Genomic DNA, 22,735 nt, shown 5'->3' with positions numbered 1-22,735 from the left:
CCCATTTAAAATTTTGCTAAAAGCAAAGCAATTGCTCCGCTTATTATTCCTGTAATAACTGCGGTAACAATTGCTTTAGTAATCATACGTCTTATCCATTTCGTATCATCTTGTATAGATGCTAGAGTTGACTGTAAATTAACGATCTTTTCGTCTTGTTTAGCATCATTCATTTGTAATCTATTAACATCATCTTTTATGTTTTTTATATCGTTTCGAATTTCCAAAATATCCTGCTGTGTTTTGTCCATAGGCTCCACCTCTTTATTTAGCATTCTTACATCCTATCCTCATTGCTTATTATTGAAAATTTATAAATTCATAAACAACAAGTAACAGGTAATAAGGAAGACAGTTGGGTAAATTATAGAGATTATTTTGTTGGGGACCTTTAACAAAGACAGTATAACAACCAGAACTACCGAAACAACAAAAGGGATACCCAAGATTTTTAACATTCCAACCAATAAAGCATCCATTGACGAACTTAGTGGACTCCAATCTATTTGCCTTTAGCACCGCTGCTTTTCTTTATCGGCTGGAACATACAAGTTTTTACCCATAAAAAATAACGCTTATTCAGCGTTTTTGATTTATATTATTTAGAATTTCGCTGTGCATAGAAACAATGATACTTTCCCTCGGTATCAGAGGTTTTAATTATACTTAATATCTTCTAAATGTTGAATTGAATTTTAATTTGTACTACCAGTTAATTTGGGGGAGGACAGACAAGATTTCATTTCCACTGTCTTTCAATAATGATAAATTTACTTCCAATTGAGAAAAGTATCTTCATTCAAGTGAATTCTTCATGGCATTCATACTGAAATATGTTTTATATTTATTTAATAAGATTCACAAAACCTTCTCAATTTAGAATTTCTATCAATCAGCAAATAAACTCAGATTTCCGTATTCATGAATATTTGCAGGAAATTGTATTGGGATTCCCGCCATGTTATTAACACATAAAACAGACTCTGTTACTGTAGCTGTAACATAGATTGCGTAGTTCATTGCATAAGTATTACTCCATTGCCTAAAGGTATTTCCTGTTACAGTTATACGCTGAGCACCCGATGTTATACGAATTCCTTGAAATACAAAGCCTTTTTCTAGATATCCGATACCAATAAAGTTATTACCACTTATGTTTACAGTATCACTACCACTTACCCAAACACCATGCTCTCTAATGTAGTTAAAATTATTATTAGAAATAATAATAGCCCTATTACCTGTAAAACAAGTAATGCCATTTTCTCTAATCGACCTAAACAAGTTTGAACTTACCGTTACCATCCAAGTTTCACTTAAAGTAAGACCCGTCCCATGGATATTATTAAAAACATTATTATTAATTAAGACTTCATCCAATAATCGTAAATAAACTGCTCTATTATTGTAATTATTTATAGAATTATTCAATATAGTTACGGTACGTATTTTAGCAGTATCATTCCCATCAGCACTAATTGCTGATGCATATGATCCACCACCATCAATTAAATTTCCTTTAACTATTATTCTTTCACAATCATTACTTTCACCTGTATAGTTACCTTTTTCATCGTAACTATCTTCATCATCTAAATTGTTTACGTCTAACCCGATTCCACCTCCACAATTATAAATCATATTTCCTTCAATGATTACATCTCTCCAAGAGTAAGCTCTAAAAGCCCACTGGAGACAATCATTAACAATATTATTTTTGATAATTACATTCTCATGCCATTTACCATACGTAGCAGAATGTGACCCTACCGCTCTTCCCCATGCCCCTAACTGATTAGAACTGCCAAAAAAATTGTTTTCTATAATAATATTTTTACACGGGGTATGATCATAACTAGAGCCCCCCCAAGGAAATACACTTGAGTTCTTCGCCAAATCTAATTGTATTGCTTCAGAATAAGTTCTACTTCCATTAAGATCATCAAAACCCAAAAATTTACTATTCATTACTGCACCATTACAAATCGCATTAAACTCAATTGCATGACCTCCACCGTGGTTTATAAGGGAAACATCTTCTACAAGTATCCCTTTTGCATGAGCTAAAACAAAACTAGTACCACCAGTATAATTAGGGTAATTAGCATTCCACTCCCCACCTTTAATGGTGATATTACCATTTCCTCGATATTCTTCCATTTCATCAGTAGATAACAGATTCAATAATATTGCTCCATTATGTTCTTTACTAAAAAATACACCCTTTTGCGCATCGATAAATGTATTACTATATAATCTCAAAGGTGCAGTAAGTCTGTAGTGACCTGGAGGAAAAACAATTCTAATTCCAGAGGTTTTAGCAAAATTTAATAGTTCTTGAATTCCCAATGTGTCATCATTAATACCATCACCAATGATGCTAGGGTGGCTAGTAGCAATAAAATAAGTGCTTATTTCTTCCGCTGCACCTTTAATCTTTTCATATATTTCACTCATTAGAAGTAACCTCCTCATTAAATCCACTTATTTCTCCATTGAAAGCATTATATAAATAATAATGCATCTCGGCTTCTTTTCCCGATAATGATTCTTCATAATTACTTAGAGAATCAGCTATTGTAAGAATCGCTTCTTCTAAGTTAGGATTGTTCAATATATAAAACTCTTCTAGTAGATCTTTATATTCTTGATTAAATGCATTTATATCACTAATTAACACACCATCTGATTCACTCTTGATAATTTCTCCATCGTCATTTTTTTCTGCGTATTCTTTAATTAGAGTAAGTTCTTCTTCAGCAATTTTTGCGTTATATGCAAGCATAGCATTTACTAGTCGCATACGGTGTATATTTTGTTTACCTTTTAATAATAAATTATTCTGAAGAAATTCCGCTGCTTCTTTTAGATACTTATTCTGTATTCTTATCATCAAAATCCACTCCACATATATTTTATTATATAAATTAATCTAAAATTTTTTGATTTAATTCTTGAATTGCTTTTACACAGTACATTAATAAGCTATAAATATCTATAGCCGAGAAATCATTTGTAGCTACCTTAGGACTATGTTCAGCAATAAGTCCAATTTGTCTATTATCAAGGATATTATTTTCAATATCTTCTTTGAAATCATAATTAACTACATTAAGACCCTCAATTATTTTTAATGCATTGCCCTTAAACTCCTCGATATTAGTTTTATGCACAATACTAGAAGCCGTCTCAAACTTAGAGGCCTGTATTGGCCTATACCCAATCCCCTTGCCGCTATTGTATCCATTATTATTTGTAACCCTAACTTTCCCATTGGCACTTCCACTTGGTACTCCCAAATATAAATTGGTCGCATTTGTACGTAACCCTCCAGCACTTAAATAACTTCCTGAACTGAGAGTTCCACCTCCAGAACCATTAATATATGCAGTTCTGCCTCTTGAATCTTTAAATGAGGATGCTCGTATTGGATAGTAACTTGGGTTGCCATTATTGTAGAATAATTTATTCGTTACCCTGACTTCCCCATTGTTAGTACCACTTACACCAAGATATAAATTCTGTCCAACATTATCAGGTACACCAATAACTGCTGATCTCAAACTTGTCCCCGATACTATTACAAGATTTTTAGGGTCCAAATGTATACTTCCATTATCAGTTCTTAATCCTATATTTCCTGCCATGGAATATAATGTAAGTCCTGATTTAGAATTAGTGGGAGAATATTCAGCACTATGAAATTCTATAAACCCAGATGCATCTTTATCGTCTCCATAAGCATCAGCATAAGTGGAAATTCCCCAGTCACTAAAATACAGTGACCAATTCTCTGTATCGTTACGCGCTCTAAAATACCCATTTTCCAATCTTAATTTAATATCATGTGTAACTGTACTATCTCTCCAAGTTCTCCGATGCTTACCTCTAGATTCTAATAAACTACCTCGAATTCTTGTATAATCATCCCCACTTCCACCAATAATCTGCACATTATTTGCATTCAATTCCCCTGATGTAATCTTTGTAGCTGATATATTAGCTATCTTGGCACTATCTATAGTTGCATTAGCTATTTTTGCATTTGTAATTGCACCATTTTCAATTTGGCCAGTACCAATCACAGCAGTACCAAGTTTTGCTTTATCAATTGCTCCATTAGCAATATGAGCATTCTGAATAACCCCGTTATTAATTAATGTGGTACCGTCAAGGTGTATAAGATTACCTTTAATTTTTACTCCTTCTTGACTGAGGTTAATTTGTGAAACTATATTATCTACGTCTACTTTCAAATCTATTTCAGTAGCTAATTGATTAATAGTCGATTCTGCTTGATTCATTCGATTCTGATTATCAGTTACATCAAATTCAATACTAGATACTGTCGTTTCTATACCTTCTGCCAATTGTTGGACATCACTAATAGACTGCCTAAGAATGCCAGCCTCATTGTTAAATATTGTTTGCTCTACTCTATTTCGAATTTCTATTTCATTTTGTTCAATGAGTGAAGAATGTTGCTCTAAATCTTGTATAACACCATTATAATCTGTTTCGTATTTCGTCAGGCTCACTTTATTACTTATCATATTGTCAATGTCGGATATCGTATAAACATCATTGATATTTACTTTATCTACTAGTTGACCTTCTACATATTCCAGTTCATTCGATAAGCTGCTTACGTCCTCCATTATCTCATCACGTGTATCACTAATTTCACTATCCGTATATTGTTTTGCTTGCTGGTTAATAAGATTTTTAGCTTCTTGAGATATCTGTTTAAAACTTACCCCATCTGTACCGATAATATCGCTAATATTATGGAGTTCACGCATCCTTTCTGCTAGTTCTTCACCAAATAATATATCTTCACTAATCACCCGATGCGTATTTGCTTCAACTTGCTCTGACCATTCACTAGCAGTACCATGATGATTGATAGCTCGAACATAATAGTACCATTTCTGATCTGTCTCAACTATATGAGAAAAAGCGGAAACATTTCCTTTCCATAATAAATGTTGAGAGTCTGGTTCAAATTCTTTTACTTGTGAGCCGTATACCTCATAAGCGTCAACATATATTTCATCTGTATAATCCCAGTATATTTGAATGGTTTTAAATGCTCCATAAGCTTCCACATTCGTTGGAGGTGATGGTTTTTTATCTGGATAGCTATCTTTGGAGATAGTACCAACACTTTCCCACTTTTCTCGATTTCTATCTATATCTTCAATAACTTTATCAATTCTGTCATCGTATAAATTTAAAAATTGTCCCATTTCAACTTGAACTGTATCAGAAGGACTGAGAACATCGTATTCCATAGCAATGATTCTTGTTTGTATTTCAATTGGTCTTGCAAAATTACGATCAATACATATTGCTGTATCGCCCAATTGGAACCGTTCATTCGCGGTGTCTACAATAAGTTGATAATTTACTTCTGGTAGTTGGGCTTGTATCAGTGCTTCCCATGTTTTTTCTAGCAATTCCTCAGGACTCTCAATTTGAGTATCTTTAAAAATGCCTTGTCTATGCATCAATGTACCATCTTTATTTATACCGTACTCACTAAGAGCGTTCGGGTCACCGATCCACTTTTGACCTATTGGTTTATCAACAGGATTACCATATTCTACTTTCCATTCTAAAGTAGAAAAGTCAATGATCTTTTCATCTACGGTTCCTCCTTGTCCAAAGAGTGCCGTTTTCGGATAGCTAATAATTGTCCGCTTCACATTGGTAGCATTGTAATCTATTTCAAACCTTAGCCCATTATCTTCACCTAAGCGATGCTGAAACGATACGGTTCTAATAATCTTATTATTGTCATCAATACTTATAGTATCTTTAAATTCAATTCCCCATGTAGTAGTAATCATCAACATAGCTTCTAAAGAAGATTGATATTCAATCTCTAAATTAGCATTGGTATCGACAGAATCAACTTGGAACTGCCATCTTGTTCTTTCCAATACTTTTTCAAGTGCTACAGCAAGTGGCTGATTTTTTAGATTCAACTTTTCTATAATATGTTCATTTAGTTCCATTAACGCTGAAGTACACGTCGCAGTAGTAATAGAGACCCCCATATCTGTAGTATCATCTATCTCTTTAATCGTAAATAAACGATAGTCACCGCTCCGATCACGAAATATGACTTGATTTTCCTCTTTTATATGTTTCGTTATGTCTTCGTTCGCCTCAACTTCAAATTGAAACGGTGTATCCGGGATTTGATTGACTTCCTCTCTGAAACGGGTTTGAAGTAAACCTGTATCTTCTGAAATAATAGTTTTTAAATGATCATCTTGATCAAAAATGAATAATTCACTCATAGATTCCCTCCTTTCTATGAATAATCTTTTTTATTATAAATTAAAGTACAACCGTGGCTTGTAATAATTTCCGTATCTCCAGGTATTAATTGCTGAAAGCTCGATTGTAAACTAACAGTTTTTCTTAAGTCATGTTGACTATTCAGTAAAACTTTTCTTTTATCGTATTCTATGAACAATTGATCTCCTTCAATAAATTCATAATTTAAATAAATATAAAGTCCCTTACTTTCATTAAATGAAAAATAACTTACATTTTCAGTAAAATTCACCTTGATCTCCCAAGATGTTGGCTCTATTGACTCAATAGAATATGATTCACTATCCCGATTAATATCTGTCTCTACACGCTCGAAATATTTCGCAGGATCTGTACACAAAAAGATTAAACTTCCTTCTATTGAATTCGAGTCCTCTTCTGGTATATCTGCTTCTTTAAATGTTGCAAGATAATAGGCATTTTCATCAGTAAACCTTAACTTTCTTTTTTGACCTTGTAAAAGAGTATAGAGTCGGTGGAATCTATTACGAAATCCTGAATTTGTTTTATCTTCCAATAGAAACTTCACTACTATCTCTCTTGGTTCATATTTAAAATCTCCTTCTCTTAAACCATGCATTCCTAAATACTCATTTGTTACTATAGACTTTGAAGGCAGATTTCTTCCTGAAATAGAAGTAGTTATAAACCTTCCTTGTGTATCTGACAATAGATTATCTATATTCATGTCATTATAGGTGGTTTGTAGAGAAGAGGAGCCATTTATAGGCTCCTCTCTTGGAGATGTATCCGTAAATAAATACATATACTTTCCCCCTTTTTATACTCTTCTAGTACGAAAAGCTTTTCTTTCTTGTACATGTGAGATGTCTTCCACAAAAGATTGAAAATCGCTATTTCCAATTCTTAGATTGATATAGGCTGGTTGATTAGATTGTTCGACATTGGACTGTACTGCTACGCTTTGAGGATTAGAAAATTGATGTACGCTATTTACTTCTCCTGCTAAATCCAAATTCGGACTCATCTCTGCATGAAATGCCTTTGTTGCACCGTTTGTTACATTCACCATTGCTTTACTTAGCTTCCCTGACATTTGGTTCACTCCAACAATAAAGCCTTCCATTGTGTCATCACCAATCCCCATAAATAACCTTGATGGAGATTTTATGCCTAAGAAACTTAGTACACCGTTTACTGCATCCTTGGCTGCTTGAACAGCAGAACTAACCAAATCTTTCGCCTTATCTTTTATACCTGTAATCATTCCAGAGATAAGATCCTTACCCGCTGTTACAAACCTACCTGCTGCTTCTTTCACACCCTCTATTGCTTTAAATACCATATCTTTTCCAGCTGTAGCTAGTCCGGACACCTTTTCAGCAATTCCGCTTAACACTCGAGCAACTAAATCTCTACCGATAGATAACAGTTGAACGAGTAGGCTACCAATTCCTTTTAATAGCGATAGTACGATTTGTACACCAGCACTTAACAGTTGTGGCAGCATCGATATAATTGTTTTCGCTAATTGCATAATTAATTGTATTCCCGTACTAATTAAGGACGGCAGTACTTGTAATATACCTTGTATTAAAGACATTAACAGTTGAATACCCGTTTGAATCAAACCAGGTAATAACTGGATTACCGTATTAACAAGTGATGTTATAAGTTGCATACCAACATTTAATAATTGTGGTATGACAGTAATTATCCCGTTTATTAATGAGGTTAATATACTTATCCCCGCTTCGATAATCATTGGCAGACTTTCGACAATTAAATTTATAAAGGTGGTTACAATTGTTAAAATAGTTTCAACAATCATTGGTAAGGCTATCAATAAACCATTGATAATCGCAGTTATTAATTGTATTCCCATATCTAAAATCATAGGAAGATATAAAATAATTGTTTCAGTAATAGTTGTTATTAACGTAATTATCGTCGTAATTACTAACGGCAACATCATCACAACAGAATCAATAAGTGATGTTACAATCCCTGAAAATACTTCAATTAGTAAAGGAAGCATGGTTGTAAATGAACCTAAAATGGTCTGAATTAAGCTCGTCACCATCTCTATTAATAAAGGTGCTTGTTGAATTACACCAGTTATAAAACCTTGTAAAAAACTTATTCCTGTTTCTAGCATTACTGGGAGCATAGTAGTTAAAGTAGTAACAATGGTAGAAATAATACCTGATATGTCAATATTACTTATGGAATCTACCGCACCTGTAAATACCGACTGAATAGCCGCCCATGCAGAATCAATCGCTCCTCGAACCGTTTCATTCGTTTGATATAATTGCAAAAGAACACCTATTAATCCAGCTATCACAGAAACAATCGTAAGAATAGGATTTGCTTTTAATATCCCCCACAACTTCTTCCCAGTAGATTGAATTGAATTGAATGCAGTAGGAAGACTCTTTGTCACATCTTGCATTGACTGAATCGCGGCAGTAGTATTATCAACAGCACCAACCAATCCTGTGAACATCCCTGTGAAACTTTGAACTGTGTCAGATTGTAGATAATCCTGTAATTGCTTAAACAGACCAATTCCTCCGGTCACTGTACTTAATTGATCAACTAGTCCTTTTACTGAATTCCCAGTATCAATAAGTTGATTACCTAGCCCACCAACTTCGTCAGACATATTTTTGAATTGATTCACATAACTTTTTACTCCGGTTATTTCCAAATAATGTTCTACAGATAAACTATTGGACATTTATTCCACCTCCTCCCTTTTATTAACTCTCTCAGCTACCATAGCCATTTTCTTTTCCTCTATGGTGACATCTTTATGATTTATACCAACCTTCTTTAATCGTTTTTCATAATTAAAGAAATCATTAAACGCTTTATACACATATTCCTGTTTCGGATTTTTAGAGGATCCTTTGGTTCGTTTGGCTTTAACCTGATGATTTAACCATGCTTGAAGGTGCATATCGTACTCTTTATCTACTCTAGTTAAATAATACGACCGCATTCTAAGTGTATATTCATACATCGTTAAACAGTCAATATCTTCCAACGATGTAAAACCAAGATATCGAAAACAATTAATAATAATTGTTTCATACGTAGTTCTTGATGTTTCCCTTACTTGGTTTTTACCGCTTTTTCCTGAAAGTCTTTGAGTGTGTCTTTGACCATTACCGACTTCCCCATTTCATCCAATAATTCAGTAAATAATGTAGATAATCCATCATGTATTTCTGCATATTCTTCAATAGCTGATTCAATTTTTGATTGTTTAGGAGTATTGGTGTGATGTGAAATCCCAGCTTTAATAACTTCTACCAAAGCAGTTGGATTTTTTTGTACTAAATTAATATAAGCTAAGTTTACTCCCATTCCGAACTCTAACCCTTGATAGTCAACTTTATATACTTCATCTAGTTGTCTAATAAATTTTATACCAAATTTCAATGCATATTCTTTGTTATTAACTTTAAATTCCATACAAAATACCACCTTTTACAAGATTTAGAGAGCACGTATTGTGCTCTCATTTATTTATTATTCATTTACTGGTGCTTCTTCTACTACAGTATCTTGAAATACGTACTGAACTGCTTCTTCTTGCTCAGTAGTTAATGTTGCCATCCCAACTTGAGGTTCTAATTCTACTATGAAGTTACTCGATACTGTTGCTTGTTCTTCAGCATTCGCAGCACTCTCCCAGGAATCTAAGTATCCTTGAGCATAAACAGCTGGATATTTATCTCCCTCTTTTAGTGATTCATCTACGGTTACTTCCCATAACTCAATTTTTTCACCTTTCTTCACTGCATCTTCTAACATTTCTCGTACTGGATCATCTTTAGACTGGATTGCTTCAATACTTACTTCAGATTCTAGTTCTCCAACTTTTACAATCGTTCCATCTTTCGTGATAATACGATCAAGTGCACGGGAGTACGAAAATGTATGTTCCGTTTGAAACACTAGCTTCGCAGCCTCATTTGTACTTTCATTTAATAAACGAAATAATAAAACCTTGTTTTTTCCTTGTAACATCTCTGCCATCTAAAATTCCTCCTATAAACATCTAATTTTTGAAGAGAAAACTAATGTTTTGTTGTCTCCCTTCATCCTATAGGTGGGCTTGTATGTCTTTCGTACGACAAGCCACTTTCTTCTTTGCTCGTTGAATAAATTGTTGCACGGAAGATTTCGCAATGTTAAGTTCCTCCGATATTTCCCCCATACTCCATCCTTGTGCCATATGCAGCAAGTAGCACTGTCTTTCTCGAGCAGATAACACCAACAATATCTCCGTAATCATGATTTTTTCATTTTCCGTAAGCTTTCTTTCCGTCGGTTCTATATCTAACGATGGTAATAAATCCATATCGTAAATAACTCTACGCTGATATGCTGAACGTTTATCTACTCCCCCATAGCTGTCAGGTTCTCGTCCAGTATGCATCCAATTCATGGCATAGGACATATCTTTAATCATTTCATCAATTACTTTGATATCTTTTTCTTCCATTTCAACTTCTGGATCTAATCTTTTCTTCATATCCTCTAATGCTTTTTTTCCATATTCGTACTCTGCTAATAAATTATCTACCCAATTTTTATCTTCAAGTTTTCGTCCCATTAGAATAAACCCTCCTTTAAAATAAAAAAGGACATGAGCAACGTAAGTTACGTTATCTCATGTCCTCCAGTTAGCTGGTAGCACAAATTCCTATTTAAACTCTTCACCCTCATCGAAACGAACACGTTTTACTTCTCCTTGATGAGTAATGATTTTTGTCTCTCCATGATCCGGCAAATACGACATCTTTGTTTTTCCTTTTGAGTAGACAATAATAAAAGGCTTGTCCTTCTCTTCGGTGGAATAAGGCAAATGATCTTCTCGAATGAGGATATCTTTTAATCGCATCTTTATCCTCCTCTCGTTATTTCTGTTTTAGAAATTATAAATTTATAGTACATTTCTATTTTAAAAATGTCAACAGTTAAATTTCCAAAAAAGAAACAAATTAGCAGTTTAATAATTATTATGGTATAATTATTTCTAAATTAGAAAATATAGGTGGTATGAAATAATGGATATCGGAGATCGTATCATTCAATTACGCGAAGCAAAACGTTGGAGCCAAAAAGAATTAGCAAAAATAGCTCAAATTAATGTTAGTGTAATGAATCGAATTGAAGCAGGAGATAGACCAATTCGTGGGGAAGAACTAAGTCGATTTGCTTCAATATTTGAAGTTTCTACTGACTTCTTATTAGGGCGAACAAATGAAATTAAGCAAAACACTAGCGACGAAAAACAATACTTCATTGAAAAAATTCAAGAAGATTTTCCAGAAGCTGATTTAATGTTTAATGATTTAGCAAGTTTTTCCTCGAAAGATCTCCAAGATGTTTATGACTACATCAGATTTAAAAAAAGTCAGAAAGAAAATAACGCATAAGCTATATTGCATTTTTCGCGGAAGAACTTTATACTATAATTACCAAATTAAGGTAATACTTAGAAGGTGCAACGAAGAAAGCACCTTTTTTTATACCATAAAATAGAACGTATGTTCTAAAATCGGAGGTAATCATGCATTACTCACACCTAGAAGATTATATCCAGCACATTTATAAATCAATCAAAATTTCTTCTCCTTCCCAGTTAAATATGACCACTATTGCAGAGCGTTTAGGCATTCAAGTAAGTTATGGAAACGTTTCTTTTCGAATTAATGATGAAATCATCCTTCGTAGAGGTACGAAGGAACAACAATGGCAAGAATTTGGTCATGAGGTGTGTCATTACTTAAGGCATTGTGGAAATCAGTTATCAATGCACCCTCTGTTTTTCGAACTCCAAGAGTATCAAGCAAATAATTTTTCATATCATTTCTGCGTACCAACATTTATGTTACTGAAACAAAAAAACTTTAACACTTTATCAATAGCAAGAACATTTAATGTTACAGAGTCATTTGCCTCACGACGACTAGAAATTTATCAACAAAATCATATTTACGGTAGTAATAGCCACTTAAATCAAATTCTATAAACTTATTAAATAAATTTAAATAATTTATAGAAATAATTGGGGGTATTGTGTGGTTTATCTATATGAAACTTCGCTATAAGACTGTTCCCTCAAATGTTGCTTTAATTATTACAGGTCCAAAGCTCGGGGACCCAGAAAAAGAAAGAAATATATTCCAAGACGATGAAGGCAGATATATGAAAGTCATTCGTGGTGGTGGACACCGCCTAAGAATGTTCCAAACATCTACACCGGTTCCTTTAACAGCATTTCAATTACAAATAACCAGCCCAACTGTACATACATTAAAAGGGGTACCCATTGAAGCAGAAGCTGTAGCTATGTTAAAGGTAGCTGATTCTTTAGAAGGTATAGCTAGATATGCTGAACAATTTCTTGGTAAAGACCAAGATGAAATCGATGAGGAAATTACTGAAGTTCTTGCTGCAAACATGAGAGCAATTTTAGCAAAATTAACAGTTGAAGATATTAATAATGATCGGGAGAGCTTTAACCAACAAGTTACAGAAATCGCACAAAAGCAATTAGATGATATGGGGTTCCGTATCACTAGTTTAGGTCTTACTGATTTACGCGATGTAGATAACAGTGACTACTTAACCAACTTAGGTAGACCAGAAACTGCACAAATTAGAAAACACGCTGAAATTGCGGAAGCTACGAATAGAAGAGAAACGGAAATTCATAAAGCACAGATGAATGAACAAGTAGAGATTGAACGTTATGAAAAAGAAATCAGTATCTCTGAATCTCGAAAAGCAAAAGAACTTACCGATGCGAGAATTAAGGCTGAAACAGATAGAGAGAGAGCGAAAACCGAAGCTGCCTACTCCTTAGAACAAGCAGAACGCTCTCTAGAAGTAGAAAATGAACGACTTAAAGTTGATCGTCAGAAGAAACAAGAAGAATTAGACATTCAATTATTAGAGAGACAACGCAAAGTTGATTTAGAACAAAAAGAAGTAGAAGTACGTAGAGCTGCTGCTGAGGCAGATTACTATGAAGAAGTAAAACGCGCTGAAGCTGCTGCGGAAGCGAAAAAACGTGCAGGAGAAGCAGAGGCAGAAGTTATTGCCAAGAAGAGCCAAGCTGAAGTTCAAGCAATACGTGAGCGTGCGAAAGCAATTGATGAGCACAAAGAAGTTATGTTACTTGAAATGGTTATTGAAATGCTTCCAGAATTTGCTCGTGCAGTATCCGAACCAATATCCAATGTAGACTCTATCCGCATATTAGACAATGGCGACGGTAAAGGCATGGATCGCATTCCAAATTCTGTTACATCAATGATGACCAATATGCAAGATAGCTTAAAACAAATGACTGGCTTGGATCTAAATGCAATGTTAAACCGCATTACAGGGGGAAATAATACGACCGATACAAAAGAACCCATACAAGCTCTTGCATCGAAAATTAATCACCCAAAAAGCGAAGCTGCTGCCGTAGATGACCCCGGTAATACAGAAGGAAATACAACAGAAGAAAAGAAAGAAAGTAATAATGAAGAAACATAATAAGATATAGTTGAACAAAGCCCTCCAGAGCGGGGCTTTGTTATTATCTTAAATCATTAACTATCGAAGTAACAATATGCAAAGAATCCCATTCTCCACTAGATACAGATATAATAGAATAACTCTTTGGAAATAATTTCGAATGAATTTCATTAATAGAACTGCCTTTTTCATGTAGAACTTTAATTTCACCATATAAATTCTCTAGATAGTCTAGTTTTTGCTTTAACTTCTCCTTTCCATCTGGTACATATCCAGCATGACAACAAAACAGTGATCCAATATCGTAGGTTAGAATGGTTCGAATTGAATTTATGATCTGAGGAATCGATTCATCCCTCATAATTACTTTTGTTTTTGGCGTTACAAATAAATCACCAGAAAACAGTGTTCCTGATTGCTTATGCAACAAGCAAATATGATCATTCGCATGACCCGGCGTATAGATTACTTCCCATTCTTTCTTTCGAGATTGAACCGTATCTTTAACGGCTACAGGTTTAAAAGGCTCCCTTACTCCCCAAGTTAATTGACGATATTTCGGATAAGGAGTATCTTCAAAACATAGCTCGATTCCTTTAGAATGCAGGTAAATTGGTACATTTAAATTTTCTTGAATCCAAGGAGCTGTACCAGTATGATCTTCATGGTTATGCGTTAGAATTACAGAATCAAATGTTATGTTCTTATAAAAATCAATTAGCTCCGGTTCAAATCGTTGCGGCCCAGTATCAACTAACATTCCATCAACTAAAAATACAAATACTTTACTCATTTTAGGAGCAGTCATTTCAACACAGGTTATATTTTCTTTATCATAGATTTCAAGCACACTGGTTCACTCTCCAATCCAATATTTAGTTGGTTAATATAACTCTACCATAAAATGAATGAATAATCAGTCATTTTATGGTAGAGTTATTATCTTGTGATGTTTACTGTCAATTCATATTGATTAAAAGTTACGTGGTTTATATTAATAAAATGGCGTGCCCAATACTAAGGAGCACGCCATTTTACATCTTAAAGAATTTATATTTGATCCTTCACAGGCATTGAATAATTATCCCATGTATTATTTTGACATCCAAGTGCCTTCTCTATTATTGTCACTAAAACCATGTATTTTTTCATTCTCTTCATCAATAATCAATCCCTGAACGCTCCCTTGATAAGACGTATCGTCAACATATTGAACATCGAAGCCTAGATCTTCAGGATTCTTTAAAAATATTGAATCCTGTTCAACTTGCAATACATCTTCGTTAAATTCTAGAAACGTTCTAGGATTATTTACCGCTGCTTGGATTGGTTCATTAAATTTAATAGTTTTCACTAACTGCTGAGCAATCATTGATGTGATTTTTCTTCCACCAGCACTTCCAATGCCTATAACTGGAGAATCGTCTTTCGTTAAAATTGTTGGCGATGTGTAACTAAAAGGACGCTTGCCAGACTCAGGAAGATTTGGTGAATCCTCTTTATTACTAAAATTTTTCAATTGATTATTTAAGAAAAACCCATCCACATACTCCCCTGATCCAAATAAATCACTTAGTGTATTCGTTACGGAAACCATCATACCGTTTCTGTCTACTATTACAAAATGTGTGGTGTTCTTATGATTATCTATGTCAGCATCTGACTCTAATTCTCTAAGATACTCTTCCGACAATTCAAGCCCTTGAAATTCAGATGAGAGATTATCAATGTGATCTTCTGAAATTAATTCTTCCATTGGCATATCTGTAAAGTTAGGATCACCGACGTTTTCTAAGCGATCACCGTAACTTATCCGATTGATTAACCCCATCTTTAACGAGAAAGCCAAAGGTTGGTCTTTGGTTTCTTGAATATTTAATGCCTCAGCCATTTCTAAAACCTGAATTAACATAACCCCTCCTGATGGTGGAGGAGGGGCTAAAACAGCAAAACCACCGAATTTACCTTGTATAGGATCTTTTACCTCTGTTTTATATGTCTCCAAGTCTTCCTCTTGGATATCCTCTTCTTTTTCATTAATCTCATTAGCAATATCTCCTTGATAGAAAGCACTGGGACCACCTCTTTGAATATCTTCTAACGTTTCTGCTAGTTGTTCCTGTACCAATAATTCTCCCTCTTTAATTGGCTCCCCATCTGGAAATAAATGATCTAAATCAGATAAACGATTTTCATCGTCTTTCAATGCATTATGCAAGGTTTCGGTAACCGTCACACCATTTGCAGCAAAATTTATAGAAGGGCCTATGAGCTGTTCCATATCCATTGTTCCAAAATCTTCATGAACTCGGTACATTCCATTAATAAAACCAGGTACACCTATGCCACTTGAGGATAAACTATTGTCTGGTGCGGTTTCACGGTAATCATAAACTACTGGGTCTTGATTATTATTAGGGTGAATTAACATCGTTCCACCCCCACCAATTCCAGACCCATAAGGTTCTGCTACACCTAAAACAAAGCTAACTGCTATAGCAGCATCAACAGCATTACCACCTTGTTCAATTATTTTCATCCCAACTTCCGTTGCAATTGAGCTGTCAGATGATACCCCATAGGAACCGTTATCCTCTGAATTTGAATTATTAAGAGTGAAATCATCTGTCGAACTGTCTTCATTGCCGTTTCCCGAATTTTTAACACCAAAGATTATTAGAGTTACCAATAAAACCAAGCCAATAACAATCATGTAAAAACGTTTATCATATAAGAAGCGCTCTTTTTTGTACATGTTTATATCACACCAAAGATAATAGAAAGACAACAGAAGTGATAATTAACCCCATAACAGTATCCATGCTTGTTCTTTTCTTATGCATTTTAACTGTTCTTAATACAGACTCTTTTAAAGATAGTCTAGATTGTTGTTGCTTTTTTGGTTTATTTAAAATAGCTTCCATTTAACTTCCTCCTCAAATAAAGTTTGTTAATACAACTGTTCCTAATGTTAATCCACTAAGTACTATTGTACTTCCAACCGTTGGTATGACTCCTTGTTTTTCAATCGTATTTGCAATTAATCCAGGAACGATAATCCCTATAGCGACCAATCCACCTACAGCTTCAGGAATTGTGTATCCGGGTAGCCCAAAATCGAAAATGGCTTTCATTATGATTCCAATGATAATCATAGCCGTAAATTTTCTTCTTCCGTATATAATCGTAAATTTTCCAATTACTTTCATGACAATTAAGTAAGTCAAAAAAGCAATCATAAATGTAACAACAATACTTACTGGGGAGTTAACCATCATGGCAATATATCCCGGAACGATCAGTCCAGCTGGAATAATTCCTGTACGTTCAGTATAAAATAGGCTAAGGATTACTCCAGCAGCTATAGCTAAATAAACATCTCCCGTATCAAATACAAACATTTTTTAATTCCTTTCTCTAAGCAGATTCTTTTACTATTTTCATTTGTTCAAGACGATTTACTAACTCATCGGCTCCACCATGTATATTTCCAATGCCATATATGGTTTTACCAGATAAGTATGGCTGTAGCACTCGTACAATTTCATCAGTGCTTGTTTTTTCTAAATCTAAAAGGTTTTTAACAGGAAATGTTCCTTTTTTATACTCATCTACTATTGGTCCTGTACTATCTCCCATTACAACTAGTGTTTCTGCCTGTATATTCGGTAAAACTTGTTTAATAAATTGTTCCGTTCGATTTAATCGGTCCGAACGAGTATTCATAATAACAACTGGTTCATCTGTGGGATAACTTAATTGCTTCACACGTTCCCAAATGTTGATTGTTGACATCGGATCATTCGCACTGAATCCGTTGACTAAGAAACTTGGATCATCCATATCTCCAACTGGAATTATCTGCATAGCACCAGGATCTGGCCAAGCTTTTAGCATTCCTTTAAAAGCTGTTTCATGATCAATACCAAGCACATCTGCCACAGCTAGAGCTAACGCCGCATTTTCCGGGAATACCATGTACTCAAATCTTTTTAGAAAGTCTTCCGAGATAATAGATGTATCACATACATGTACTTTCGTATTCCGTTGCTTCGCCATTTGCTTAAAATGAGGAACAAAAGGGCTATTGTTAATAATTAGATCCCCATTATGAGGAATTGCTTCCGAAAACGAATCAGCAACTTCTTTTAATGTTGGCCCTAAAACGTCCATATGATCTTCTAAAACATTAACAATTAACCCAATATTTGCTTGCAATATTTTTTCTTGGAATACTATTTGATAATCAGGCTTTACTGCCATACATTCACTTACTAGAGCATCAGCTTTTAAATCGGATGCTTTTGAAATGACTTTTCTTTGTTCACCTATGTTTGGACCTTCCAATCTTCTTTTAATAGGGGCCTCTTGAGAATCGAACCAGTAGAGCATCCTTGCATCAGTTCCGGTCGTTTTACCAACGGTATGATAACCTGCTTCTTGTAAAATTCCTGTTATTAATCTAGTAACAGTAGATTTCCCTCTAATTCCATTTACATTAATACGTACTGGTATACTTGCAACATTTTTATCATTAATCATTTTTTCTTTAATTCCAAAGAAAATAGCTAAAGAAGCTAATAGCACAATGATTAAAAGTTCTTCCAGCATGTTATCACCTCTATATCATTTTTAAAATTAGTTACCTTGCTCTTTTAATAATCAAAATTCAAATAAGCACCTTTTGAAAACGCCATTTTCCAATAATGACAGAACAACTAATGATCTGTAACATACTTAAACATGTTTGAAATTGAAATTCTTTTGGAACTTTTTTCGTTTCAATGTAGGTACCCACCACTCCTTTTTTATTAATCTAATATGCTACCCAACTGACAACTTGATTCTTGCACCTACACTATAACCGGCATATAACGACAGGGAAATAGTATTTCTGACTCAATTTCCAATTTTCTTCCAAATATAGTATTTTATATTTATTGGAAATTTTTTCTTTAGGCTACTTTTCGACCATAAAAGTAATAGATTATAACTATTTTTATACTAATATCGCATTATTCTGTTAATATAAAGCGTATTTGTTTTTATTTTGACGAATAGGACGGAAGCCTCCCTTTAAAAAATTACTCATGAATAAACTCCTCGAATTTAATAAAACTAAAACAGAAAATTAACTTAAAATTTACTTGTTTATTTTTCAATAATAGTTGATATTGTAGTATTAAAGTTTACTTGAATTTATTTTTTTTTGTAATATATACTAAAAAAGATTGCTCTCCATTGAGGCTAATTTCTGATTTTTGTTACAAAAGTACAAATAGCTAACACACCACTGCGGGCACTGAACTTTTACACTGTTGCCTAGATCTCCAAGGCATAAAAAAAACGCTCTATCCTATACAGGACAAGCGTTTACTTAAAGAGCTTCCAAGCGGACTTGAACCGCTGACCCCTTCCTTACCATGGAAGTGCTCTACCGAACTGAGCTATGGAAGCATATGGCTCCACAGGTAGGATTCGAACCTACGACCGATCGGTTAACAGCCGATTGCTCTACCACTGAGCTACTGTGGAATTAGTAATAATAATTGGATAGCAAAAATCAGCCTGGCGGCGTCCTACTCTTGCAGGGGCAAAGCCCCAACTACCATCGGCGCTGAAGAGCTTAACTTCTGTGTTCGGCATGGGAACAGGTGTGGCCTCTTCGCTATCGCTACCAGACTAATTGGTCTGTTGTTATTTAGGATTGTACCCTAAAAACTAAATAAGAGTAACGTGACATCATTCATTCTAGCTTCAGTCTCTATCAACTAGCAGACTTCCTTCTCTTCTTTACGATAAGTCAATATCAAATCGTCTACGACTCTTTGTATTTCCTTTATCTTATTCAGAGAATGTCCAGTCTGTACGTTGATGTACAGATCCTGTCGCTTTATATAACTTAGATAAGTCCTCGATCAATTAGTATCCGTCAGCTGCACGTGTCGCCACGCTTCCACCTCGGACCTATCAACCTCATCGTCTCTGAGGGATCTTACTCACTCGAAGTGATGGGAAGTTTCATCTTGAGGGGGGCTTCATGCTTAGATGCTTTCAGCACTTATCCTTTCCACACGTAGCTACCCAGCCATGCTCCTGGCGGAACAACTGGTACACCAGCGGTGTGTCCATCCCGGTCCTCTCGTACTAAGGACAGCTCCTCTCAAACTTCCAACGCCCACGACGGATAGGGACCGAACTGTCTCACGACGTTCTGAACCCAGCTCGCGTACCGCTTTAATGGGCGAACAGCCCAACCCTTGGGACCGACTACAGCCCCAGGATGCGATGAGCCGACATCGAGGTGCCAAACCTCCCCGTCGATGTGAACTCTTGGGGGAGATAAGCCTGTTATCCCCGGGGTAGCTTTTATCCGTTGAGCGATGGCCCTTCCATGCGGAACCACCGGATCACTAAGCCCGACTTTCGTCCCTGCTCGACTTGTAGGTCTCGCAGTCAAGCTCCCTTCTGCCTTTACACTCTACGAATGATTTCCAACCATTCTGAGGGAACCTTTGGGCGCCTCCGTTACTCTTTGGGAGGCGACCGCCCCAGTCAAACTGCCCGCCTGACACTGTCTCCGAACCGGATTACGGTCCTGGGTTAGAATGTTCATACAGCGAGGGTGGTATCCCACGGGTGCCTCCACGTAAGCTAGCGCTCACGCTTCAAAGGCTCCCACCTATCCTGTACAAGCTGCACAAACATTCAATATCAGGCTACAGTAAAGCTCCACGGGGTCTTTCCGTCCTGTCGCGGGTAATGCGCATCTTCACGCATAGTATAATTTCACCGGGTCTCTCGTTGAGACAGTGCCCAAGTCGTTGCACCTTTCGTGCGGGTCGGAACTTACCCGACAAGGAATTTCGCTACCTTAGGACCGTTATAGTTACGGCCGCCGTTTACTGGGGCTTCGGTTCAAAGCTTCGCTCCGAAGAGCTAACTCGTCCCCTTAACCTTCCAGCACCGGGCAGGTGTCAGCCCCTATACTTCGCCTTTCGGCTTCGCAGAGACCTGTGTTTTTGCTAAACAGTCGCTTGGGCCTATTCACTGCGGCTCCTCCTTAAAAGGAGCACCCCTTCTCCCGAAGTTACGGGGTCATTTTGCCGAGTTCCTTAACGAGAGTTCTCCCGCTCACCTTAGGATTCTCTCCTCGCCTACCTGTGTCGGTTTGCGGTACGGGCACCTATGATCTAACTAGAGGCTTTTCTTGGCAGTGTGAAATCCGGAACTTCGGTACTTTATTTCCCTCCCCATCACAGCTTGAAATTGCCAGACGGATTTGCCTATCTGACTTTCTCACTGCTTGGGCGCACACATCCATCGGTGCGCATTCCTTATCCTACTGCGTCCCCCCATCGCTCAAACAATCATGAGGTGGTACAGGAATATCTACCTGTTGTCCATCGCCTACGCCTGTCGGCCTCGGCTTAGGTCCCGACTAACCCTGAGAGGACGAGCCTTCCTCAGGAAACCTTAGGCATTCGGTGAAAGAGATTCTCACTCTTTTTTCGCTACTCATACCGGCATTCTCACTTCTAAGCGCTCCACCAGTCCTCACGGTCTGACTTCACAGCACTTAGAACGCTCTCCTACCATTGTTCGTAAGAACAATCCGCAGCTTCGGTGATACGTTTAGCCCCGGTACATTTTCGGCGCAGAGTCACTCGACCAGTGAGCTATTACGCACTCTTTAAATGGTGGCTGCTTCTAAGCCAACATCCTGGTTGTCTGGGCAACTCCACATCCTTTTCCACTTAACGTATACTTTGGGACCTTAGCTGGCGGTCTGGGCTGTTTCCCTTTCGACTATGAACCTTATCACCCATAGTCTGACTCCCAAGTTTAAGTAACTGGCATTCGGAGTTTGACTGAATTCGGTAACCCGGTAGGGGCCCCTAGTCCAATCAGTGCTCTACCTCCAGTACTCATCATCTTGAGGCTAGCCCTAAAGCTATTTCGGAGAGAACCAGCTATCTCCGTGTTCGATTGGCATTTCACCCCTACCCACACCTCATCCCCGCATTTTTCAACATACGTGGGTTCGGGCCTCCAGTCAGTGTTACCTGACCTTCACCCTGGACATGGGTAGATCACACGGTTTCGGGTCTACGACCACATACTATATCGCCCTATTCAGACTCGCTTTCGCTGCGGCTCCGTGTCTTCCACTTAACCTTGCATGGGATCGTAACTCGCCGGTCCATTCTACAAAAGGTACGCCGTCACCCATTAACGGGCTTCGACTACTTGTAGGCACACGGTTTCAGGTTCTATTTCACTCCCCTTCCGGGGTGCTTTTCACCTTTCCCTCACGGTACTGGTTCACTATCGGTCACTAGGGAGTATTTAGCCTTGGGAGATGGTCCTCCCGGATTCCGACGGAATTCCACGTGTTCCGCCGTACTCAGGATACACTCCGGAGGAAATTCTTTTTCAATTACAGGGCTGTTACCTTCTTCGGCTGATCTTTCCAGATCGATTCATTTAAAGAATTTCTTTGTAACTCCAAAGGAGTGTCCTACAACCCCAGAAAGCAAGCTTTCTGGTTTGGGCTCTTTCCGTTTCGCTCGCCGCTACTCAGGAAATCGAGGTTTCTTTCTCTTCCTCCAGGTACTGAGATGTTTCAGTTCCCCGGGTCTGCTCCCTATACCCTATGTATTGAGGTATAGGTACTGCTCCATTACGAACAGTGGGTTTCCCCATTCGGAAATCCCCGGATCAAAGTTTACTTACAACTCCCCGAGGCATATCGGTGTTAGTCCCGTCCTTCTTCAGCTCCTAGTGCCAAGGCATCCACCGTGCGCCCTTATTCACTTAACTAAGTTGTTATTTCAGTAAATAAGCGTGCTAATTTAATAGCCTTGTTTCAATA

Annotated in this window: 19 protein-coding genes, 2 tRNA genes and 2 rRNA genes; 3 read left to right on the top strand and 20 right to left on the bottom strand. The window is 36.6% G+C overall.

Features of this window, described 5'->3' with window-relative positions:
* Positions 1-5: 5 nt before the first annotated feature.
* The 11 genes from C794_RS00850 to C794_RS00800 all read right to left on the bottom strand — a co-directional run bounded on the left by C794_RS00850 (position 6) and on the right by C794_RS00800 (position 11,227).
* The gene (locus C794_RS00850) at positions 6-275 is read right to left on the bottom strand and encodes a hemolysin XhlA family protein (protein ID WP_017795249.1); all 270 of its coding nucleotides are present in this window, start codon (positions 273-275) and stop codon (positions 6-8) included.
* 613 nt (positions 276-888) lie between these two features.
* Complete coding sequence (locus C794_RS00845; protein ID WP_017795248.1) at positions 889-2,457, bottom strand: right-handed parallel beta-helix repeat-containing protein; 1,569 nt, start codon at positions 2,455-2,457, stop codon at positions 889-891.
* On the bottom strand, positions 2,450-2,893 hold the full coding sequence (locus C794_RS00840) for a hypothetical protein (RefSeq protein ID WP_017795247.1): 444 nt from the start codon (positions 2,891-2,893) through the stop codon (positions 2,450-2,452). The genes C794_RS00845 and C794_RS00840 overlap by 8 nt, the downstream gene beginning before the upstream one ends.
* 34 nt (positions 2,894-2,927) lie before the next feature.
* Entirely contained in the window at positions 2,928-6,308 is a 3,381-nt protein-coding gene (locus C794_RS00835) for a tail fiber domain-containing protein (RefSeq protein WP_017795246.1), read from the bottom strand.
* Positions 6,309-6,322: 14 nt separating this feature from the next.
* On the bottom strand, positions 6,323-7,114 hold the full coding sequence (locus tag C794_RS00830; protein ID WP_017795245.1) for a distal tail protein Dit: 792 nt from the start codon (positions 7,112-7,114) through the stop codon (positions 6,323-6,325).
* Between the two features lie 15 nt (positions 7,115-7,129).
* On the bottom strand, positions 7,130-9,052 hold the full coding sequence (locus tag C794_RS00825; protein ID WP_017795244.1) for a phage tail protein: 1,923 nt from the start codon (positions 9,050-9,052) through the stop codon (positions 7,130-7,132).
* The gene (locus C794_RS00820; protein ID WP_230199311.1) at positions 9,053-9,361 is read right to left on the bottom strand and encodes a hypothetical protein; all 309 of its coding nucleotides are present in this window, start codon (positions 9,359-9,361) and stop codon (positions 9,053-9,055) included.
* 68 nt (positions 9,362-9,429) lie between these two features.
* The gene (locus C794_RS00815) at positions 9,430-9,792 is read right to left on the bottom strand and encodes a tail assembly chaperone (RefSeq protein WP_017795242.1); all 363 of its coding nucleotides are present in this window, start codon (positions 9,790-9,792) and stop codon (positions 9,430-9,432) included.
* Positions 9,793-9,849: 57 nt separating this feature from the next.
* A complete protein-coding gene (locus C794_RS00810; protein WP_017795241.1) occupies positions 9,850-10,359 on the bottom strand; it encodes a phage major tail protein, TP901-1 family in 510 nt (169 codons plus the stop codon).
* A gap of 67 nt (positions 10,360-10,426) precedes the next feature.
* Positions 10,427-10,939: a sigma factor-like helix-turn-helix DNA-binding protein gene (locus C794_RS00805; RefSeq protein WP_017795240.1), complete on the bottom strand. Its 513-nt coding sequence runs from the start codon at positions 10,937-10,939 to the stop codon at positions 10,427-10,429.
* Between the two features lie 90 nt (positions 10,940-11,029).
* The gene (locus tag C794_RS00800) at positions 11,030-11,227 is read right to left on the bottom strand and encodes an XtrA/YqaO family protein (RefSeq protein ID WP_017795239.1); all 198 of its coding nucleotides are present in this window, start codon (positions 11,225-11,227) and stop codon (positions 11,030-11,032) included.
* Between the two features lie 166 nt (positions 11,228-11,393).
* Here C794_RS00800 and C794_RS00795 point away from each other — a divergent pair, with 166 nt between their 5' ends.
* From C794_RS00795 to C794_RS19500, 3 genes are all read left to right on the top strand, one after another.
* Complete coding sequence (locus tag C794_RS00795) at positions 11,394-11,765, top strand: helix-turn-helix domain-containing protein (RefSeq protein WP_017795238.1); 372 nt, start codon at positions 11,394-11,396, stop codon at positions 11,763-11,765.
* A 134-nt stretch (positions 11,766-11,899) separates the two neighbouring features.
* Entirely contained in the window at positions 11,900-12,361 is a 462-nt protein-coding gene (locus C794_RS00790) for an ImmA/IrrE family metallo-endopeptidase (protein WP_017795237.1), read from the top strand.
* Between the two features lie 62 nt (positions 12,362-12,423).
* A complete protein-coding gene (locus tag C794_RS19500; protein ID WP_230199310.1) occupies positions 12,424-13,878 on the top strand; it encodes a flotillin family protein in 1,455 nt (484 codons plus the stop codon).
* A gap of 43 nt (positions 13,879-13,921) precedes the next feature.
* Here the strand turns inward: C794_RS19500 and C794_RS00780 are convergent, their stop codons facing one another.
* The 9 genes from C794_RS00780 to C794_RS00740 all read right to left on the bottom strand — a co-directional run bounded on the left by C794_RS00780 (position 13,922) and on the right by C794_RS00740 (position 22,683).
* Positions 13,922-14,710 (bottom strand): MBL fold metallo-hydrolase, encoded by a 789-nt coding sequence (locus C794_RS00780; RefSeq protein WP_017795235.1) that lies wholly within the window; start codon positions 14,708-14,710, stop codon positions 13,922-13,924.
* Positions 14,711-14,953: 243 nt separating this feature from the next.
* Complete coding sequence (gene ggt, locus C794_RS00775; RefSeq protein ID WP_017795234.1) at positions 14,954-16,615, bottom strand: gamma-glutamyltransferase; 1,662 nt, start codon at positions 16,613-16,615, stop codon at positions 14,954-14,956.
* 7 nt (positions 16,616-16,622) lie between these two features.
* Entirely contained in the window at positions 16,623-16,784 is a 162-nt protein-coding gene (locus C794_RS20595) for a hypothetical protein (RefSeq protein ID WP_017795233.1), read from the bottom strand.
* A gap of 12 nt (positions 16,785-16,796) precedes the next feature.
* On the bottom strand, positions 16,797-17,261 hold the full coding sequence (pgsC, locus tag C794_RS00765; RefSeq protein ID WP_017795232.1) for a poly-gamma-glutamate biosynthesis protein PgsC: 465 nt from the start codon (positions 17,259-17,261) through the stop codon (positions 16,797-16,799).
* Positions 17,262-17,277: 16 nt separating this feature from the next.
* Complete coding sequence (pgsB, locus tag C794_RS00760; protein ID WP_017795231.1) at positions 17,278-18,471, bottom strand: poly-gamma-glutamate synthase PgsB; 1,194 nt, start codon at positions 18,469-18,471, stop codon at positions 17,278-17,280.
* Positions 18,472-19,243: 772 nt separating this feature from the next.
* A tRNA-Thr gene (locus C794_RS00755) sits at positions 19,244-19,317 on the bottom strand.
* A 3-nt stretch (positions 19,318-19,320) separates the two neighbouring features.
* A tRNA-Asn gene (locus C794_RS00750) sits at positions 19,321-19,395 on the bottom strand.
* 31 nt (positions 19,396-19,426) lie between these two features.
* Positions 19,427-19,542, bottom strand: a 5S ribosomal RNA gene (gene rrf, locus C794_RS00745).
* A gap of 220 nt (positions 19,543-19,762) precedes the next feature.
* A 23S ribosomal RNA gene (locus tag C794_RS00740) occupies positions 19,763-22,683 on the bottom strand.
* Positions 22,684-22,735 lie beyond the last annotated feature (52 nt).

This window comes from Oceanobacillus kimchii X50, from assembly GCF_000340475.1.
In the GTDB taxonomy this organism is placed as follows: Bacteria; Bacillota; Bacilli; order Bacillales; family Amphibacillaceae; genus Oceanobacillus; species Oceanobacillus kimchii.
This window is presented reverse-complemented; position numbering and strand designations above follow the sequence as displayed.

Bases quoted from the DNA above. Each gene is read 5' to 3' on its own strand.
- C794_RS00825 (WP_017795244.1), bottom strand. From the start codon at position 9,052: ATGTCCAATAGTTTATCTGTAGAACATTATTTGGAAATAACCGGAGTA.
- C794_RS00850 (WP_017795249.1), bottom strand. From the start codon at position 275: ATGCTAAATAAAGAGGTGGAGCCTATGGACAAAACACAGCAGGATATT.
- C794_RS00845 (WP_017795248.1), bottom strand. From the start codon at position 2,457: ATGAGTGAAATATATGAAAAGATTAAAGGTGCAGCGGAAGAAATAAGC.
- pgsC (WP_017795232.1), bottom strand. From the start codon at position 17,261: ATGTTTGTATTTGATACGGGAGATGTTTATTTAGCTATAGCTGCTGGA.
- C794_RS20595 (WP_017795233.1), bottom strand. From the start codon at position 16,784: ATGGAAGCTATTTTAAATAAACCAAAAAAGCAACAACAATCTAGACTA.
- C794_RS00815 (WP_017795242.1), bottom strand. From the start codon at position 9,792: ATGGAATTTAAAGTTAATAACAAAGAATATGCATTGAAATTTGGTATA.
- C794_RS00795 (WP_017795238.1), top strand. From the start codon at position 11,394: ATGGATATCGGAGATCGTATCATTCAATTACGCGAAGCAAAACGTTGG.
- C794_RS00805 (WP_017795240.1), bottom strand. From the start codon at position 10,939: ATGGGACGAAAACTTGAAGATAAAAATTGGGTAGATAATTTATTAGCA.
- ggt (WP_017795234.1), bottom strand. From the start codon at position 16,615: ATGTACAAAAAAGAGCGCTTCTTATATGATAAACGTTTTTACATGATT.
- C794_RS00830 (WP_017795245.1), bottom strand. From the start codon at position 7,114: ATGTATTTATTTACGGATACATCTCCAAGAGAGGAGCCTATAAATGGC.
- C794_RS19500 (WP_230199310.1), top strand. From the start codon at position 12,424: ATGAAACTTCGCTATAAGACTGTTCCCTCAAATGTTGCTTTAATTATT.
- C794_RS00840 (WP_017795247.1), bottom strand. From the start codon at position 2,893: ATGATAAGAATACAGAATAAGTATCTAAAAGAAGCAGCGGAATTTCTT.
- C794_RS00835 (WP_017795246.1), bottom strand. From the start codon at position 6,308: ATGAGTGAATTATTCATTTTTGATCAAGATGATCATTTAAAAACTATT.
- C794_RS00790 (WP_017795237.1), top strand. From the start codon at position 11,900: ATGCATTACTCACACCTAGAAGATTATATCCAGCACATTTATAAATCA.
- C794_RS00810 (WP_017795241.1), bottom strand. From the start codon at position 10,359: ATGGCAGAGATGTTACAAGGAAAAAACAAGGTTTTATTATTTCGTTTA.
- pgsB (WP_017795231.1), bottom strand. From the start codon at position 18,471: ATGCTGGAAGAACTTTTAATCATTGTGCTATTAGCTTCTTTAGCTATT.
- C794_RS00800 (WP_017795239.1), bottom strand. From the start codon at position 11,227: ATGCGATTAAAAGATATCCTCATTCGAGAAGATCATTTGCCTTATTCC.